Origin of the sequence: Stutzerimonas chloritidismutans (genome assembly GCF_051486945.1) — a bacterium.
Classification (GTDB): domain Bacteria; phylum Pseudomonadota; class Gammaproteobacteria; order Pseudomonadales; family Pseudomonadaceae; genus Stutzerimonas; species Stutzerimonas chloritidismutans_B.
The window spans coordinates 438744-457329 of the sequence record NZ_JAHVDX010000001.1; the positions used below are offsets into that span (position 1 = coordinate 438744).

Below are 18586 nucleotides of genomic sequence, written 5' to 3' on the forward strand. Positions count from 1 at the left end.
AACGTCACCGGGCGGACGCGCGCGGTAAAGTGCACCTCCCAGCCGTCACGAGTACGCCACCGCTCATGCTTACCCTGTCACTTGGGCCGTTGACCTTCGGCATCCCCCATCTTGTCCTTCTCGTATCGCTGCTTCTCGCTTCGCTCGCCGGCTGGTTGAGTGGGCGGCGATACGGCAAGAATCCTGAACGCCAGCTGTTCCGGCTGTTGCTTCTGGCGCTACTGGTGGCACGGCTCGCGTTCGTTATTGCCTATGTCGATGACTTCGAAAGCATCTGGCAGGTGTTCGACATACGCGACGGTGGCTTCATGGCCGGGCCGGGGATCCTGGCCGCGTTGCTCGCGGGCGGCTGGATGATGTGGCGCGAGCGCAGCGCACGAGCACCGTTGGCAACGGCCATGGCAGTGGGACTGGGTAGCTGGTTGCTCATGAGTTTCGCCGGGTATTCCCTGGAGCGCGGGACCCGGCTGCCAGACGTCACGCTTCTCGACGGCACGGGTACGCCCGTCGCGCTCGCCGATTTCGCGGGCAAGCCGATGGTCATCAACCTGTGGGCCACCTGGTGCCCGCCCTGCCGACGGGAGATGCCGGTGCTGGCAAACGCACAGGCCGAGCGGGACGACCTGGTGTTCCTGTTCGTCAACCAAGGAGAAGGCGTCGGCGAAGTCGAGCGATTCCTGCAGGCCCAAGGCCTGACACTCCGCAACAGCCTGTTCGACAGCAGCGGGCAGCTTGGTCACGCGGTGGGCTCTCAGGCGTTGCCCACCACGCTGTTCTATGACGCCGAGGGCCGGCAGCTCGGCAGCCACCTTGGCGAGCTCTCCACCGCGAGCTTGTCCAAGGCGCTCGAAGGGCTGCAATGACCGGCGTGACGGTGAAAAACGCCACCGATTTGGATTAACCTGCCGCCACAGCGGGCGCGACGGCACCAGCGCACCTCGAACGACAACCACCGACTCGGCAGGCAAGGGAGCAATTCAATGAAGCGATTCGCGGCACTGATGCTAGCAATGACAATCCTGAGTGGCGCGGCATGGGCCGATGGCCAAACACTGACCGTCAGGCTCAACGGCATCGAGCATGACCGGGGCGAGATGAAGGTCGCGCTGTTCTCCGACCCGAAGACCTTTCGCAAAGCCGATCAGGCATTCGCAACGCAAGAGTCAAAGGCGCGCGCCGGTACGCTGAGCGTCGTTTTCGAGAATGTCCCGGCCGGTGAATACGCGATCATGGCTTATCACGACGAAGACGGTAACGGCGAGATGAACCGGCGGCTCGGCATGTTTCCAACCGAAGGCTACGGGCTCTCTAACAATCCCAAGGTCATGGGCCCACCAGCATTCGAAGACAGCCGCTTCGAAGTGAGCAGTGACCAGCCGACCGAGCTCGACATCGACATCCGCTACTGATTAGGTAGCTGCCGGCCGGCGGGCCAGACCACTTCGCCAATGGTCACACTGCGTTTGAACCGATGCCATGGAGCGACTGTCCAGTGCTGAAGCGTCCGAACCAACCGCAATCTCGGCGCGGGCCTCAACGCGGTTTTTTTGCGAAAAGAGGAAATTTGCCGCAGGCGACGGAGCGAGACGCTGCTTATACTGACCCCCCTATCCCAACCAGGAGCTACACCTGTGAATAAAGCCGAGTTGATTGAAGCGATCGCAGCCTCCGCCGATGTTCCGAAAAGCACTGCCACCCGTGTGCTGGATGCCTTCACCGAAAGCGTGACGAACAGCCTACAGAACGGTGACAGCGTAACGCTGGTCGGCTTCGGCACGTTTGCCGTCAAGGAACGCGCCGCCCGCGACGGCCGCAACCCGCAGACTGGTGCGACGATCAAGATCTCCGCGGCGAAGCTGCCAGGCTTCAAGCCGGGTAAGTCGTTGAAAGACGCGGTGAACTGACACCGCCGGAAATCGGGCCGCTTGCGTCCTCCTCGGACGCAGCGCCTGCTGTGCAGACGCCGCTACGGCCCGCTCCCCCCTCGCCATACCCTGCCCGCCGATAGAGCACTGCCAGCGCCGGCGCACCATGACCAGGCGTTATTGGCTCACAGCAGATCCCCCACTGCTGACGAGATACCTAACCACCCCGAACGGGCCGCAGCCCTGCGCGTACTTCTGCGCCGTTAGCAATGGCTAGTACCGGCCTGGCATCCGCTTTGCTTTAGCTTTCATGCCAGGAAGCTGCGGCTCAGGGACGAGTTCATGCTTCTCACCGCATCAGTCGTCGCTAAGCACCCGCCAACGCCACACTTCACAGGAACAACCCGCCCCCAGCCGCCCTCCCATGCAAGACCATGCCGATTACGGCTCGATCTGCAAAAGGAGGCTTCATGCGTATCACTCTTCCACGCCTGGGTTTCGGTGGCGCTCCGCTGGGTAACATGTTCACACCGCTCGACGAAACCACCGCGGATGCCACGCTCAAAGCGGCCTGGCAGGCAGGTATTCGCTACTACGACACTTCTCCGCACTATGGAGCAGGCCTTGCCGAGCAGCGCTTCGGCCGGCTGCTCAGCAGCAAGCCCCGTGACGAGTTCATGCTCAGCACCAAGGTCGGCCGCCTGCTGCAGCCGGCGAGTACGCCAGAGAACGCCAAACCCTTCGTGGATGAGCTGTCCAACAAGCGCGTTGTCGATTATTCGGCCGACGGCGCCCGTCGTTCTATCGAAGACAGCCTCGAACGCATGGGCGTGGACCGCATCGATGTCGTGTTCATCCATGACGTCTCGGAGGACCAATGGGGCGACCAATGGACGGAGTACTTTCAACAGGCCATGCACGGCGCGGCCAAGGCGCTGACCCAATTACGCGAAGAGGGCACCATTCGCGGCTGGGGCCTGGGCGTCAACCTTGTCGAACCCTGCCGGATGGCGCTGGAGCAGGCCGATCCGGACGTATTCTTGCTCGCCGGGCGCTACTCGCTGCTCGATCACCGCGAAGCACTCGACACCCTCTTTCCGCAATGCGTTGAACGCGGTGTCGGCATCGTCATAGGGGGTCCGTTCAACTCCGGCGTCCTGGCCGGTGGCGCTCACTACGACTATGCAGAAGCCCCCGATGCGATACGCAGCAAGACCGAGCAACTCGAAGCCGTCTGCAAGACGTTCGACGTCGACCTGCGTGCGGCGGCGCTGCAGTTTTGCCTCGCCCATCCGGCGGTTCTTTCCGCCATTCCCGGTACCAGCAACCCGGCACGCCCTGCGCAGTACGTCGAACAGAGCGAAGCGCAAATCCCTGCCGAATTCTGGCGGGAACTTAAAACCAGACAGCTGCTGCCGGATGACGCGCCCGTCCCAGTCTGATTCGGTCTGCCTACGCGGGCGAGCCCCACCGGTCAGCTCGCCCCCGCGTTTACAAGGCATTAATCCACCAGTCATCCCTAATAGGCTGAACGATTTATTTCCGCTTCGTTAATGCCGGACTACAACTCCATCTCCCCTGTTACCAGACGGACTATGGAAAATGCGTACAACAAGAACAGTACTCGCAGTTGCAGTCTCGTTGCTCATCGCCAACCAAGCCATGGCGGTCAGCGAAATCACGCAGGATCAAACCGGTACGGATAACGTCGCCGACGCGACGCAGAGCGGCGATAGCAATCTCATCAGCCAGACCCAGGACGGCACGGCCAATATTGTCCGGACTGTGCAAAACAGTTATGCGATGAGCGCGATCAGCAACCAGACGGGTACGGCCAATATGGCCTTCATAGATCAGGCCGGTAACGAAGGCCAGGTCGAGATCGACCAGAGCGGCGAGTTCAACCTTGCTACCGTCGCCCAGTTCTCCGAAGAGGTAGGCCATCTCGCGGCCATTACGCAGTTGGGCGAGAACAACATCGCCTATGTCGAGCAACTTGATGGCGTCGCCAACAGAGCGATCATTAACCAGGACGGTGAGGCCAACGCAGCGGAAGTCTTCCAGGAAGGCAATTCCAACTTCTATGAGGGCACGCAGACGGGCAGCGGAAATATCGCTCAGATCAGTCAGGACTGGTTTGCTACCGCCACTACCGAACAGAACGGAACCGGCAACCAGATCTACCTTACTCAAGAAGGCTTCCCCTATGGGGCCACTGCGTCCATACGCCAGGATGGCACCAACAACCGGGCCGACGTCGAACAGCCCATGCACGGGCGTTATCCGGTCGGTTCGGTGGATCTGGAACAGCTCGGTACCGACAATGTCGCCGAGGTCGTTCAGAACACGGGCGACGGCTCCATGACATACACCCAGGACGGAACGGGCAATACGTTGACGACTCTGCAAACGGGTCGCTCAAACTCCATTTCCGGAATCACCATCGGTGACGAAAACAGTGTCGATATCCGGCAGGCGTATGACTCCAACAGCGTGACCATCAGCCAGGACGGCACACAGAACGAAATAGATGTCATCCAGGAAACCTATGGCAGCACTGCCGACATCCAGCAGACCGGCTCGCAGAACATTGCCTCGCTACTCCAAACTGGCGGGTTTGACTCTGTTGGCGGCTTCGATGCAACCATCATCCAGAACGGAACGGGCAACACCGCAACCATTACCCAAGGGCCATGATTCACTTCTGAGCGATGCCACCCAGGCCGCCCGCAAGGGCGGTCCCCTCTTCGGCAGAGCTTCAGCCTGCCAGCCAGGCGGCCAACCGATGCAAGTAAAGGTAATCAAGCCAGGCAACCTGGTGCGCCAGTACGATTATCCAAAACACCACCTGGAACGGGAGCTTGCGAGTCTTGTGACGTAAGACCTGTTGTGCGACGAAAGCTCCCGGCCATCCAGCGAACAGTTCCAGCAGATGCAAGCGTGCCTCAGGGATGCGCCAGCGGCTACGTTGTGCGCTGCGCTTGTCATGCAGATAGAATCCGAACGCCAGCACGCTACCTAGGGCATAGGCCTGCCATGGCCAGTCGTGGCCATGCCGGCTCATCCGCAGCATGCCAAGTGCGGGCAGCAACCCAAGCAAGGCGAGCACGAGCAAACCAGGGGGCAGTCGCCATCGTGTATCGCTACGTCGCGCGCGCGGTGACGGCTGCTCGGAGCTGTTGCCGGGCTTGCGGCGTATCCTGGGGTCATCTAGGGACATCGGCGCGTCGAGGCGGATAGGGGATGCGCGAAGCCGCCCTGCCCCGTCGGGTTCTGCCAGATAGAGGACACGACCACCCTCGGCCGGTCGGCGCGTACCTCGCATGGCTGAAATATGGGCGAATATTTCCGGCCCACCGCTTGCTGGCCGGATGAAGCCAAACCCCTTTTCATCGTTCCAGCTTCGTAGCTGACCCCGCAGTTCCATCTCGATACCTGAGTATGAAAAGCGGCGAGTCTAGCGCCAGCGATGGCCGCTGGCATCCCGATGCAGCGCAGCGCTCCTCCAACGTATCAGGCGATGGTCAACCCGTCGCGGTGTGCCAGTCGATCAGGCTGAACTGCCAGGTCGCGAGGATAACCAGCCCGAAAATGATCCGATACCACGCGAATGCGGCGTAGCTATGGTTGCCGATGAACTTCAGCAGTGCTCGCACGGCGAGCATGGCGAAAATGAACGAGGTGACGAAACCGATCGCGAACACGGGCAGGTCAGCTGGCTGGAACAGGTCCCGGTACTTGTAACCGGAATACACCGCCGCGCCGACCATGGTCGGCATCGCCAGGAAGAATGAAAACTCGGTGGCCGCCTTGCGCGACAGCCCGAACAACAGCCCGCCGATGATGGTTGCGCCGGACCGCGAAGTGCCGGGAATCAGCGCCAGACATTGTGCGCAGCCGACCTTCAACGCATGCGTCCATCGCATGTCGTCCACGGTCTCTGCCTGCACGGCGTGCTGCCGCTTCTCAGCCCAGAGCATGATCACACCGCCGATGACCAGCGCCGTGGCGACCGTGATGGGGTTGAAGAGGTATTCGTGAATCAGATCGGCAAAGGCGACACCCAGCACTACGGCCGGGAAAAAGGCGACCAGCAGGTTAAGGGTAAAGCGCTGGGCTTGCTGCTCACGCGGTAATCCGATCACCACGTTAAATATCTTCTGTCGGTACTCCCACACCACCGCGAGAATGGCGCCGAGCTGAATGATGATGTTGAAGGCCAATGCACGCTCGCCCCCAAAACCGATGAGGTCGGCGACGATAATCTGGTGGCCGGTACTGGAAATCGGCAGGAACTCGGTCAGGCCCTCCACCACACCCAACAGCAACGCCTGAAAAGCAGTCCAAAGCTCCATCTAGTCCTCAATGGCGGTGCCATCACCGCAGCTTATGTCCAACGAAGGTATATGTCAGATAGCCATCTGAGCGCTGTTCTGACTCGATTACCGCCAGTAAATTCAACGAGCTGCGACGACGCCCCTCATCTTTTTCTGAGCGCTGCCGAAACGCTGTATTGATGGCGATGACCACCCAGCCTTGCCTCGCCCGCCCGAAGGCAGCCCCCGGTCACCGCGCTCCAGAACTCGAATAATAAATAAGATCCCGCATTAACAGGAGCTTACAAGCCTATGAATCTGCTAAGAAACCTTCCGATCAGCAAACGCCTTTGGCTGATCCCCCTGGTTGCCGTCGCCATGCTGTTCGTATTGGGCTTGTTGATGATCCAACAGGTACGCAGCGACCTGTACAAGGGCAAGCAGGTGATGACTCAGAACATCGTCGAGACGGCACGCGGCGTGTTGGATCATTACCAGCAGCTCGAAGCCAGCGGTAGCCTGACCACAGCGGAAGCCAAGAAGGCGGCCATGGATCAGATCCGCATCCTGCGTTACGGCCACAACGACTATTTCTGGATCAATGACATGCAACCGGTCATGGTGATGCACCCCATGAAGCCGGAGCTGGAAGGCAAGGACCTGTCGCAGACCAAGGACCCGAACGGCAAGGCGCTGTTCAATGAAATGGTCAAGGTCGCGCAGCAGCACGGCGCCGGCCTGGTCGACTACCAATGGGCCAAACCCGGTGAAGAACAGCCCGTGCCAAAGATTTCCTATGTCCAGCTGTTCAAACCCTGGGGCTGGATCATCGGCTCGGGCATCTACGTCGATGACGTGGAAGCCGAGTTTCGCAATTACCTGGTCCGGTTTTCACTGATCGGCCTGGCGATCGCCGCCTTGATGGCCGTGTTGGTGGCGGTCCTGATTCGCAGCATTACCCAGCCACTACGGCGCTCGATGCAGGCGATGGCCAACATCGCCAGCGGCGAGGCTGACCTTACGCGCAGCCTTGAGGTGTCTGGTAACGACGAGCTGACCGCCCTCAGCCGTGACTTCAACGCCTTTACCCAAAAGCTGCGCCGCGTCATCAGCGGGTTGCTAGAGACCGCTGGCGCGCTGGAGCAGTCGTCAACTGCCCTCGGTGGGGTCGCCAGCCAGGCCCATTCGCAAAGCCAGCAGCAATCGCAGCAGATGGACTTGGTAGCAACCGCCGTCAACGAAGTCACTTACGCGGTTCAGGAAGTGGCCAAGAATGCGGAGCATGCTGCCACCGAAGTCGGCGAGGCAGAGCGCCAAGCAGGCCAGGGTCAGCACAATATCGAAGTCAGCCTGCAGCAAATCGGCCAGTTGTCGAGCACCATTGGCGAGGCCGTCGGCGTGATCCAATCGCTGGCTGACGAGACGACCAAGATCGGCTCGGTGCTGGAGGTCATCGGCTCCATCGCCGACCAAACGAATTTGCTGGCGCTAAACGCTGCCATCGAAGCCGCGCGAGCCGGTGAACAGGGTCGTGGCTTCGCCGTCGTGGCCGATGAGGTCCGCCTGCTGGCGCAGCGCACCCAGACGTCAACCGCCGAAATCCAGACGATGATCGAGCAGTTGCAGAAGAACTCCGGTGCTGCGGTCGCCGTGATCACCGAAAGCAATCGCGCGTCCCAGGCCACGGTCGAACAGGCCAGCCAGGCGGGCGAGAGCCTGGCGCAGATCGCCCAGGCCCTGCGCAACCTGTCCAGCTTGAATGCATCGATCGCAAGCGCAACGCTGCAGCAGACGCATGTCGTGGAAGACATCAACCAGAACGTCACTCAGGCCGCGAGCCTGGCGCTCGACAGCACCCACGCCGCCGAGCAGTCCGACGCCGCAGGCAAGCAGCTTGGTGAGCTTGCCGGCCAGCTGAGTCGGACGCTGAAGCAGTTCAAGGTTTAAGCCAAGCTCGGACGATCGGGCTTCTCGACCGGCCAGGGCTCCCCGGCCGGTTTTTTTGCTTGCGAGATGCGGCTTTTCGTCACGCGGTGCGACCCGCCACTAAGCGATTCGGTGTACTTCGTGCACCGGCTGATCCGTGCAAATGGCTCTACGACGAGGCTTACAGCGCTACAAGGCCAAGGCGTCACCCGCTCACGACACCCTACAACTTTTGGCTAATTGCAAACTCACCAGCAAATTGCGAACTCACCGTGTGACTTATCGGTCCCCTGTGTACATCAATGGAATGTAAGGCCGACGCCGAACACCTGACGGCATGGCCAATTCGTTGTTTTGAGCATTCACACAGAGAGACATGCCCCATGACCAGCCCCCTTCGCTTCAACGATGCCCTTCTGATCACCGACCGCGCGTTCAAGCCCTTCCAATGCGTCGCCTGGACCTTGATGGAAGGTAACGGTGAGCTCAGCATTACCGTCGTGGACGGCAGCGAATCCCGCCCGGTCGGCCATTGCAAGATGCCGAGCAGCGTCTACTCCGACCCGGTCAAGCTGGGCCAGCAACTGGAACAGACCCGCGCCGACCTGACCCGCCAAGGTATTCACTTCGCCCCGTGGCACATGCCTGTCTGATCCCATCACGCATCTTTCGGGGCCCGGTTGCCGCAACGCACTGGGCCTCTTCGTTCCTGTATCCCGCGCGGCGACCCATTCGCCTGTTTTACGGTCCTATTGATTGAGCCGTCAAAACAGGAGCACCCCATGAAAGGCGCCGAAGCCTACGTCAATGATCAGTGGCACAGCAGTGGTTTGGCGGATCTTCCGCAGAGCCGCGATGCCCACACCGTCACCCTGAACTTCATCATTCCGCGCGATGCGCAGACGACCGGGCTCATCACGCATATCCGCGACGTTGCGCAGCGCAAGCTGGGCGAAGCCTACGAAGGTCGACAGGTCACGCATAAGCCGGTGGTCGGGTCGGTAGTGGGTGATGGCAGCGGCGACGGCATCCAACTGGCGTTCGATATCGCTGCCGCGAGCTAAGGCAATGGTTGCGCAGTGGCCTGATGGCTGGCACGAACCCGCGCGGCCCGCGCCTGTCACTCATAGAGACGACGCACGACGCAACCGCGGCGTGCTTTTCGCTGACCCACCAGGAGTGCAGACATGATAGGCGACTACTCTTCGATCAATGACCATCTCGAAGCAGCCCGGCTGCTGGCCGACAAGGCCGAAACCAAGGCGGACCCGGCGGTCTACCGCGAAGCCATCGACGAACTCGTCGCCGCCATTCGCATCCTGATGCGCAACACCAGCGAGAGCGAAAAGTAATCGCCGCTTGGTATTCCAGGTATGGCATGCCGGGTCCCGGCCCAGCATGCCACCTGATCGACGCCTCTCTCTTCTCGCACGGCGGACGTTCCCGGCATGCTGACCGACAAGCCCAACCTGGCCGTATCTGAAGGCACGCCTCCCATCCCCGATGATGAACGCGCGGACGTTGGCACGGTTCTTTGCCCAGACCTACCGGACGACCTGCGTTACGTGGACGATAGCGGTCCCGGCATCAGCCGGCGGGTGCTGCGAGGCAAGTTCGCCTATTTTCTTCCCTCCGGCGAGCGCATCCGCGACTCGGCCGAGATCGACCGGATCAACAAGCTCGCAATACCGCCCGCCTACACTCAGGTCTGGATTTGCCCAGACCCTTGTGGGCACATGCAAGCCACCGGTCGCGACGCGCGTGGGCGCAAACAGTACCGCTACCACCCGCGTTGGCGTGAAGTCCGCGATAGCGACAAATATCAACACATCCTCGCGTTCGGCGCCGCCTTGCCGACGCTGCGTGCTCGGTTGGAAGCCGACCTCGCTCGACGTGGCATGCCGCGCGAGAAGGTCATGGCGCTGGTCGTCCATTTGCTGGAGTCCACGCTGATCCGCGTCGGTAACTCACGCTACGCCCGCGAAAACCGTTCCTACGGCCTGACGACGCTTCGCAGCCGACATGTCGATGTGCGAGGGGCAGCGATTCGGTTTCACTTCCGCGGCAAGAGCGGCGTTGAACACCGGGTCACGCTAAAGAATCAGCGGCTGGCCCGAATCATGCGCCGTTGCCTGGAACTACCCGGCCAGCACCTGTTTCAGTATCTGGACGATGACGGCCAACGGCATGCAATTAGCTCGAGCGACGTCAACCAGTACCTGCATGAAGTGACGGGCGCCGATTTCTCGGCCAAGGACTATCGCACCTGGGCCGGCAGCACGCTGGCGCTCGACGCCCTGCGCGGCTGCGAGCATCAGCCGGAATCGGTAGCGCGGCGAAATCTTGCCGAGACGGTTCGCCAGGTCTCCCGGCAGCTGGGCAACACCCCTGCCGTGTGCCGCCAGTGCTATATCCATCCTGCCGTGATCGAGGCGTTTTCGAACGGTGAACTGCAGGCACTCGGCAAAGCGCGCAAGCGCAAGTGGCTGAGCGCTGAGGAGGTGACGCTACTGAAGTTGCTCGACAATCGCCGCAGCGATGAAGTGGCTCACTGACCGTGTAGCGTCACTCGGTTACGACCGCCAGCTTTGGACGCATAAAGAGCGTTGTCCGCCCACTCGATCAGCTGCGCGTAGCCGTTCGTGGGCAGGCTCAGGTCCGCAACGCCCAGGCTAATCGTGAAGCGAATAGTCAGTGCCTCGTGCCGCACCTCATGCGCCTCGATGGCCTGGCGTAGTCGTTCGGCCAGCGTCATGGCGCCTTGCTGGTCGGTATCGGGCAGCAACACGACGAATTCCTCACCGCCGTAACGCCCAGCGATATCGGAGTCACGCATGGTCTGACGGATGATGTCAGCGGTCTGCTGGATAACGCTGTCGCCCGCCTGATGACCGTAGGTGTCGTTGATTTTCTTGAAATGATCGATATCGAACATGATCAGCGCGGTATTGGTGTCGTAACGCCGATGCCGCGCGTAGTCCTGACGCAGCATTTCTTCCCAGTGACCGCGGTTGAACAGACCGGTCAGGCGGTCGGTGCTCGACAGTCGTTGCAACTCTCGGTTGGCCGCCTGCAGCTGGCGCCGGTTGGTGGCCACATCAGTGACGTCATAGATGATCAGGCAGATCTGTTGGATGCGACCGTCCAGCCCCTTGAGGGGCAGCAGTGTCGTGTTTTGGTACATGAAGTCTTCCAGCCCAGTGATTGGCTGGTAGTTCTTGAACCGCAGCAGATAGGGGCGCTGCTCCCAGATGGTGAACGAGGGTGTGCCGAGCGTTGCGACGTTCTCCACCTTGCGCCGGAACCATTTTTCGTCCACTTCGGGAAACAGCTCGAAAAAGGACTTCTTGCGGGCCTCCTCCGGGAGCCGCCCAGAGCGGTTCTCCATGAACGTGTTCCAGACGTCGACCCGGTATTCCCGATCGAGCACGACGACCCCGACATCGATGCTCTGGACGATGGCCAGCAGCCAATGCATTTCGCTCAGTTCGATCGAGTCAGACATGCTCAGTCCATCAGGTAGGCAAGTTTACGCGACAGCAGCTCCACCGAATCTTCGGTAAACAGCAGCAGCAGGTCGAAGTGAATGTTATGGCCTTCCAGGCTGTAGCTGATTTCAATGGCGAGCGTGCTTTTCCAGCGCTCGCGATTCAGGCGAATCAGCTCGTCGATCGAGGCGTGCTGCCCAAGCACCTGCGGGTGACCCTGGGAAAATACGACATCGATCTGGTCGGCAATCCCGCTCAGACAGGCGCTGATCAACAGGCTGGACAGGTCTAGCAGCATTTCTAGCTCACGGTAGTCGTCAGCGCGCATCAGCCGCGCCATGTCCGCGACTTCCGAGTCATGAAAAATCAGCAGCGCCTCACCGGCGATGCCGCCACCGATGTAGCCCTGGCAAACCGCAGTGAGTTTGTCACCTTGAGCCGCGTCGGCCAGCGCCATGTGCAGCTCGCCGACCTCAAGCATGTTCACGTTCGGAATCGGCAACTGCACGAAGACGCCTAGCACGCGCGCCAGCAAGGCAGCGGCACGGCCCATGGCAACGTTCACGACCTCACGGATGGCATCGCGGAAACTGACGGTATCGCCAGCGTCACGCCCGCCGAGCATGGGTAGATCGGTACCGATCAACCCAAGGCTGGCCAATGTCTGTCTGAGATGTACTGGATCGGCCGGCTTGCGAATGAAGGCCAGCGCACCAAGCTCGAGCACACGGCGAACCGCTTCTTCCTGGATGTCCGCCGAGACCACGATGACTTTGCAGCCGAGGCCCTCCTCTCGCAGCTGCGCCAGCACCTGATAGCCATCCATATCAGGCATGGTGAGATCGAGTAGCAGCACGTCGACATCGCCCTGGCGGATGCGCTCGAGCGCTTCGAGGCCACCCGACGCCTGATGGATGTCCAGCTGCCAGGCAGCAGGCAACGAGCGCAGCAATTGCTTGCGCGCCAGGTTCGAATCGTCACAGATCAGCAGGGAAACGGCAGACATGCAGCGCTCGCTCTTTTTACCAGCTACCGGAACTCGGACAGCTTATCTCAGCAAACGAGCGCTGTGGGGATGCCACCGAAGAAATAGTGGCATTTTGACTTCACCCATCTGGCAACGAGTTATCCCGCAATGGCGGGACGCCCGAATCAGTAGTAGGCGTTTTCGCGATTGGTATGGTCAGTTACGTCGCGAACACCCTTGAGCTCAGGGATACGCTCGAGCAGCGTTTTCTCGATGCCTTCCTTGAGGGTGACGTCGGCCTGTCCACAGCCTTGGCAGCCGCCGCCGAATTGCAACACCGCGACGCCCTCATCAACGACGTCGATGAGCGTGACCTGGCCGCCGTGGCTGGCCAGGCCAGGGTTGATCTCGGTCTGGAGGTAATAATTGATGCGCTCGTTAAGCGGGCTATCCTCGTTGACCATCGGCACCTTCGCATTCGGCGCCTTGATCGTCAGCTGGCCGCCCATGCGATCCGTGGCGTAGTCCACCACTGCATCTTCCAGAAACGGCTCGCTGACGCCGTCGATCCATGCGGTGAACCGCTTGAGCGCGATGGCGATATCGTCGGGTTTTTCCTCGCCAGGCTTGCAGTAGGCGATGCAGGTCTCGGCATAGGGCGTGCCGGGCTGAGTGATGAATACGCGAATGCCGATGCCGGTAGTGTTCTGTTTCTCGAGCAGATCGGCCAAATAGTCGTGGGCGGCTTCGGTGATGGTAATGGCGCTCATGGGAACTCCTCTCAGATATGCGCCGGAGTGTACGCCATGCATGGCCTCGTTTAAAGTCCTAGTGTTTTAGTCGGGAATAGGTGGCACTCCCAACATGAGCACTGCTCATGCAAACCGTGGGGATGATCGAAAAGCGTGCAGCCTTGCTATCATGCGCGGTTATCGAAACCAGCTTCAGGTAGTTCCCATGCTCGACCGCAACGCCCGCCTCCAGGCTCTTCAGCAAGCCCTCAAGGAGCGCATCCTGATCCTAGACGGCGGCATGGGCACCATGATCCAGAGCTATCGCCTGGAGGAAGGCGATTACCGCGGGGAGCGGTTCGCTGATTGGCCGCAGGACGTCAAAGGCAATAACGACCTACTGATTCTTTCCCGCCCGGACGTGATCAGCGCGATCGAAAAGGCCTACCTCGACGCTGGTGCGGACATCCTCGAAACCAATACCTTCAATGCCACCCGCGTCTCCCAGGCCGACTACGGCATGGAGGAGCTGGTTTATGAGCTGAATGCCGAGGGCGCTCGCATCGCTCGCCAAGTGTGCGATGCCAAAACGTTGGAGACCCCCGACCGGCCGCGCTTCGTCGCTGGCGTGTTGGGCCCGACCAGCCGTACCTGCTCGATCTCGCCGGACGTGAACAACCCTGGTTACCGCAACGTCACGTTCGACGAACTGGTCGAGAACTACACGGAAGCGACCCGCGGACTGATCGAGGGCGGCGCCGACCTCATCTTGATCGAGACCATTTTCGACACGCTCAACGCCAAGGCAGCCATCTTCGCGGTCCAGGAAGTCTTCGAACAGCTTGGTGTCGAATTGCCGATCATGATTTCCGGCACCATCACCGACGCTTCAGGGCGCACGCTCTCGGGCCAGACGACCGAAGCCTTCTGGAATTCCGTACGCCACGCCAAGCCCATTTCGGTCGGCCTGAACTGCGCGCTCGGTGCCAAGGAACTGCGGCCCTACCTCGAAGAGCTTGCCAACAAGGCCGAGACCTTTGTCTCCGCGCACCCCAATGCCGGCCTGCCGAACGCCTTCGGTGAATATGACGAAACCCCGGCAGAAATGGCCGCGGTGGTCGAAGACTTCGCGGCCAGCGGCTTTCTCAACATCATCGGCGGTTGCTGCGGCACCACGCCGGCGCACATCGAAGCCATCGCCACGGCTGTCGGCAAGTACGCGCCGCGCGCGATCCCGGACATTCCCAAGGCGTGCCGCCTCTCCGGCCTGGAACCGTTCACCATCGATCGCAGCTCCTTGTTCGTGAATGTCGGTGAACGCACCAACATCACGGGTTCCGCCAAGTTCGCCCGTCTGATCCGCGAAGAAAACTACACCGAGGCCCTGGAAGTCGCGCTGCAGCAGGTCGAAGCCGGCGCGCAAGTCATCGACATCAACATGGACGAGGGCATGCTCGATTCGAAGGCGGCGATGGTCACCTTCCTCAACCTGATCGCCGGCGAGCCGGACATTTCCCGCGTGCCGATCATGATCGACTCCTCCAAGTGGGAAGTGATCGAAGCGGGCCTCAAGTGCATCCAGGGCAAAGGCATCGTCAACTCCATCTCCATGAAGGAAGGCGTCGAGCAGTTCAAGCACCACGCCCACCTGTGCAAGCGTTACGGCGCAGCGATCGTGGTGATGGCCTTCGATGAGGCCGGCCAGGCCGACACCGCCGCGCGCAAGAAGGAAATTTGCCAACGCAGCTACGACATTCTGGTCAATGAGGTCGGTTTCCCGGCGGAAGACATCATCTTCGATCCGAACATCTTTGCCATCGCCACCGGCATCGAGGAACACAACAACTACGCGGTCGACTTCATCGAAGCCTGTGCCTTCATCCGCGACAACCTGCCCTACGCGCTGACCTCTGGCGGCGTGTCCAATGTGTCGTTCTCGTTCCGTGGCAATAACCCGGTGCGCGAAGCGATCCATTCGGTGTTTCTCTATTACGCGATCCAGAACGGCCTGACGATGGGCATCGTCAATGCCGGGCAGCTGGAGATTTACGACGAGATTCCGAAAGAACTGCGCGATGCGGTCGAGGACGTGGTGCTCAATCGCACGGCAGGCGGCACCGAGGCGCTGCTGGAGCTCGCTGACAAATACAAGGGCGACGGCTCGGTCAAGGAAGCCGAGACCGAGGAGTGGCGCAACCTGCCGGTCGGCAAGCGCCTGGAACACGCGCTCGTCAAGGGCATCACCACCCACATCGTCCAGGACACCGAGGAGTGCCGCCAGCAGTGCGCGCGGCCCATCGAGGTGATCGAAGGCCCGCTGATGGCCGGCATGAACGTCGTTGGCGACCTGTTCGGCTCGGGCAAGATGTTCCTGCCGCAGGTGGTCAAGTCCGCACGTGTGATGAAGCAGGCCGTGGCGCACCTGATCCCCTTCATCGAGGCCGAGAAAGGCGACAAGCCCGAGGCCAAGGGCAAGATTCTCATGGCCACCGTCAAAGGCGACGTACACGACATCGGCAAGAACATTGTCGGCGTGGTCCTTGGCTGCAACGGCTACGATGTCGTTGACCTCGGCGTGATGGTGCCAGCTGAGAAGATCCTGCAAACGGCCATCGCCGAGCGATGCGACATCATCGGGCTGTCCGGCCTGATTACGCCTTCGCTCGACGAGATGGTTCATGTAGCGCGCGAGATGCAGCGCCAGGACTTTCACCTGCCATTGATGATTGGCGGCGCCACCACCTCCAAGGCACACACCGCGGTCAAGATCGACCCGCACTACCGCAACGACGCGGTCGTCTACGTGACCGACGCCTCGCGCGCCGTGGGTGTAGCCACGACGTTGCTGTCCAAGGAACTCAAACCTGCGTTCGTCGAGAAGACGCGCGAGGAATACGCCGTGATCCGCGAGCGCACCGCCAACCGCAGTGCCCGGACCGAACGGCTGACCTATGCCGAGGCGGTGGCCGTCAAACCAGCCTTCGACTGGGCCGCTTACGCGCCGGTCAAGCCAAGCTTCACCGGGCGAAAGGTGCTTGAGGACATCGACTTGCGCACCCTGGCCGAATACATCGACTGGACGCCCTTCTTCATTTCCTGGGACCTGGCAGGGAAATACCCGCGCATTCTGGAGGATGAGATCGTCGGCGAAGCGGCTACGTCTCTTTTCAACGATGCCCAGGACATGCTCGCCAAGCTCATCGACGGCAAGCTGATCAAAGCGCGCGCTGTGTTTGGCTTCTGGCCTGCGAACCAGGTTGATGACGACGACATCCGCGTCCTTGGCGATGACGGTGAGCCGATTGCCACCCTGCACCACCTGCGCCAGCAGACCGTAAAGACAGACGGCAAGCCCAACTTCTCCCTGGCCGACTTCGTCGCGCCAGTGGGCAGCGGCGTGACTGACTATGTCGGCGGCTTCATCTGCACGGCCGGCATCGGCGCCGAGGAACTGGCCAGGGCCTACCAGGACAAAGGCGACGACTACAACTCGATCATGGTCAAGGCGCTGGCTGACCGCCTGGCCGAAGCCTGCGCCGAATGGTTGCACCAGCAGGTACGCAAGCAGCATTGGGGCTACGCGCCCGACGAGCAGCTGAGCAACGATGAGTTGATCCGGGAAGCCTACAAGGGCATCCGTCCGGCGCCTGGCTATCCAGCCTGCCCGGACCATACCGAGAAGGCCACTCTGTTCAAACTGCTCGATGCCGATGGCGTCAGCCAGGTCACCCTGACCGAGCATTACGCCATGTTCCCGACCGCCGCAGTCAGCGGCTGGTACTTTGCACATCCGCAGGCGCAGTATTTCGCGGTCGGCAAGATCGATAAGGACCAGGCCGAACGTTACAGCGAACGCAAGGGTCAGGATCTGGCGGTTACCGAACGCTGGCTGATGCCTAATCTCGGCTACGACGCCTGACGCCACCGGAGCCGAACGAAGATGCCGACCGAAACGCCCTACCTGCTCGACCAGCTCGAAGCCGCCGACATGCTTGAGATCGACGGCTTGCATGCCTGGCAGTTCTCACTCAACGAGGCGCTGCTCGACGAGGCAGATGCTGCCGCCGAGGCTCGACAGCCATTCGCCAGCGACGTGGTCGTATTGACCATTGAATCCATCGACGGTCGCGAGCGCCGCCGCTGGGCGTTCAGCTACAACCAGGTCATGGAGGCGGACTACCTCGCCGTCGACGACGCCTGGCTTCTGGACGATGGCAAGCATCGATTGCAATGCCTTGGCGCGTTAGCGGTGGGCGAGCCAGAGTGAGCGCGCCTTAACGGTCGTAGACAACGGCCGTCAGTTCGGCCGCGCCCGATGGGCCCGCCGGATCAAGCGTCTCGCGCGCCCTGGCGCAGCAACAGCGCGATCGCCAGCAGCACCAGCACGCTGCCCGGCAGCCAATGCCAGCCGATTCGTTGGGGCTGCGAAGCGAACAGCAGCAGCATCGATACGAAGGGCACTAGGTAGCTGTAGGCGGTCACCGCACCCGGCGTGAGCACGGCCGTGGCCCGTTGCTGAAGAAAGAATGTCACGCCACTGGAGAAGACCCCGAGGTACGCCAATAGCGCCACGTCCAGGAGATTCATGCGCAGCAAAGCACGGCTCTCTTCTGCCAGCGCGCCGAACAGACCGATCAGCAGTGCCCCGATCAGCAGGCTCCAGAAAGTCCGTAGCCCCGCCTGTGGCGGCAGCCAGCCGCGCTGCAGCCCCCACTTGCTCAACACTGGATACAGCGCCGATGCAATACAGCCGCCAAAGAAGGCCAACTCGCCAAGACCCAGGCTCAATCCGCTGAAATCTCCGCCGTTCTCGGCCCAGGCCAGGCCGAGCGCCCCGATGGCGCCCAGCGCCAGGATCGCGAGCAGGCGCGAGGCAGGCTGCTCGACCCGCAGGCCCCGGCCGAGGCAATAGGCAAGCAAAGGTACGCTGACAAACAGCGTTGCCATCGACAGCGCGCTGACTCTGTGCGCGGCCCAGAACATGGTTCCGAAAAAGCACGCCAGGCTCAGCCCCATCAACGCATAGAGCGCCAGCGCCCGGCGAGCGGGCCAGGCCCTGCCATGCCGCCAGAGCAAGGGCGAAAGCGCAAGCGCTGCGATGCAGAAGCGAATCGAGGTCAACAATAGCGGCGGCAGCCCCTCGCTCATCAGGCCAACCGCCGGAAACGACAGGCCGACCAGCAATGCCCAGAACAGCATACCCAGGTGTGCCCTGGACGTGGCCTGGCCGCTAACGTTTCTCATCCGGCCCTCCGCCGAGGCTGGGGCTCATGAACCAGCGGCGTCGGGCACC

At 61.3% G+C, this 18586-nt stretch carries 18 protein-coding genes; 12 read left to right on the forward strand and 6 right to left on the reverse strand.

The features are described 5' to 3' along the window. Positions 1–65: 65 nt before the first annotated feature. The 5 genes from KXR72_RS01855 (at position 66) to KXR72_RS01875 (ending at position 4562) form a co-directional block, all read left to right on the forward strand. On the forward strand, positions 66–863 hold the full coding sequence (locus KXR72_RS01855; protein ID WP_437419431.1) for a TlpA family protein disulfide reductase: 798 nt from the start codon (positions 66–68) through the stop codon (positions 861–863). Between the two features lie 117 nt (positions 864–980). Then, positions 981–1409 carry a DUF2141 domain-containing protein gene (locus KXR72_RS01860; RefSeq protein ID WP_437419432.1) on the forward strand — a complete coding sequence of 143 codons (429 nt, stop codon included), beginning with the start codon at positions 981–983 and terminating at the stop codon, positions 1407–1409. Between the two features lie 222 nt (positions 1410–1631). Continuing rightward, on the forward strand, positions 1632–1904 hold the full coding sequence (locus KXR72_RS01865; RefSeq protein ID WP_243605615.1) for an HU family DNA-binding protein: 273 nt from the start codon (positions 1632–1634) through the stop codon (positions 1902–1904). A gap of 431 nt (positions 1905–2335) precedes the next feature. Next, positions 2336–3307 (forward strand): aldo/keto reductase, encoded by a 972-nt coding sequence (locus tag KXR72_RS01870; RefSeq protein ID WP_437419433.1) that lies wholly within the window; start codon positions 2336–2338, stop codon positions 3305–3307. A gap of 199 nt (positions 3308–3506) precedes the next feature. Beyond that, positions 3507–4562 carry a hypothetical protein gene (locus KXR72_RS01875; RefSeq protein WP_437419434.1) on the forward strand — a complete coding sequence of 352 codons (1056 nt, stop codon included), beginning with the start codon at positions 3507–3509 and terminating at the stop codon, positions 4560–4562. 61 nt (positions 4563–4623) lie between these two features. Here KXR72_RS01875 and KXR72_RS01880 read toward each other — a convergent pair whose 3' ends face one another. Continuing rightward, positions 4624–5292: a DUF1294 domain-containing protein gene (locus KXR72_RS01880; RefSeq protein WP_437419435.1), complete on the reverse strand. Its 669-nt coding sequence runs from the start codon at positions 5290–5292 to the stop codon at positions 4624–4626. 97 nt (positions 5293–5389) lie between these two features. Beyond that, entirely contained in the window at positions 5390–6220 is an 831-nt protein-coding gene (locus KXR72_RS01885) for an undecaprenyl-diphosphate phosphatase (protein WP_437419436.1), read from the reverse strand. 273 nt (positions 6221–6493) lie between these two features. Here KXR72_RS01885 and KXR72_RS01890 point away from each other — a divergent pair, with 273 nt between their 5' ends. The 5 genes from KXR72_RS01890 to KXR72_RS01910 all read left to right on the forward strand — a co-directional run bounded on the left by KXR72_RS01890 (position 6494) and on the right by KXR72_RS01910 (position 10662). Next, on the forward strand, positions 6494–8128 hold the full coding sequence (locus KXR72_RS01890; protein WP_437419437.1) for a methyl-accepting chemotaxis protein: 1635 nt from the start codon (positions 6494–6496) through the stop codon (positions 8126–8128). 362 nt (positions 8129–8490) lie between these two features. Then, positions 8491–8760: a hypothetical protein gene (locus tag KXR72_RS01895; protein ID WP_437419438.1), complete on the forward strand. Its 270-nt coding sequence runs from the start codon at positions 8491–8493 to the stop codon at positions 8758–8760. A 129-nt stretch (positions 8761–8889) separates the two neighbouring features. Continuing rightward, positions 8890–9171 carry a hypothetical protein gene (locus tag KXR72_RS01900; protein ID WP_437419439.1) on the forward strand — a complete coding sequence of 94 codons (282 nt, stop codon included), beginning with the start codon at positions 8890–8892 and terminating at the stop codon, positions 9169–9171. A gap of 123 nt (positions 9172–9294) precedes the next feature. Next, the gene (locus KXR72_RS01905) at positions 9295–9459 is read left to right on the forward strand and encodes a hypothetical protein (RefSeq protein ID WP_437419440.1); all 165 of its coding nucleotides are present in this window, start codon (positions 9295–9297) and stop codon (positions 9457–9459) included. Between the two features lie 96 nt (positions 9460–9555). After that, entirely contained in the window at positions 9556–10662 is a 1107-nt protein-coding gene (locus tag KXR72_RS01910) for a DNA topoisomerase IB (RefSeq protein WP_437419441.1), read from the forward strand. Here KXR72_RS01910 and KXR72_RS01915 read toward each other — a convergent pair. The 3 genes from KXR72_RS01915 to nfuA all read right to left on the reverse strand — a co-directional run bounded on the left by KXR72_RS01915 (position 10656) and on the right by nfuA (position 13332). Beyond that, positions 10656–11612 (reverse strand): diguanylate cyclase, encoded by a 957-nt coding sequence (locus tag KXR72_RS01915; protein WP_437419442.1) that lies wholly within the window; start codon positions 11610–11612, stop codon positions 10656–10658. The two genes, KXR72_RS01910 and KXR72_RS01915, sit on opposite strands and share 7 nt — an antisense overlap. Before the next feature lie 2 nt (positions 11613–11614). Beyond that, a complete protein-coding gene (locus tag KXR72_RS01920) occupies positions 11615–12601 on the reverse strand; it encodes a response regulator (RefSeq protein WP_437419443.1) in 987 nt (328 codons plus the stop codon). Between the two features lie 146 nt (positions 12602–12747). Next, positions 12748–13332 (reverse strand): Fe-S biogenesis protein NfuA, encoded by a 585-nt coding sequence (gene nfuA / locus KXR72_RS01925; RefSeq protein ID WP_437419444.1) that lies wholly within the window; start codon positions 13330–13332, stop codon positions 12748–12750. A 187-nt stretch (positions 13333–13519) separates the two neighbouring features. Between nfuA and metH the strand changes: the two genes are divergently transcribed. Beyond that, positions 13520–17212 carry a methionine synthase gene (gene metH / locus KXR72_RS01930; RefSeq protein ID WP_437419445.1) on the forward strand — a complete coding sequence of 1231 codons (3693 nt, stop codon included), beginning with the start codon at positions 13520–13522 and terminating at the stop codon, positions 17210–17212. Between the two features lie 21 nt (positions 17213–17233). After that, positions 17234–17560: a DUF5629 family protein gene (locus tag KXR72_RS01935; RefSeq protein ID WP_437419446.1), complete on the forward strand. Its 327-nt coding sequence runs from the start codon at positions 17234–17236 to the stop codon at positions 17558–17560. A 62-nt stretch (positions 17561–17622) separates the two neighbouring features. Here KXR72_RS01935 and KXR72_RS01940 read toward each other — a convergent pair whose 3' ends face one another. Then, entirely contained in the window at positions 17623–18537 is a 915-nt protein-coding gene (locus KXR72_RS01940) for a DMT family transporter (protein ID WP_437419447.1), read from the reverse strand. Positions 18538–18586: the final 49 nt, after the last annotated feature.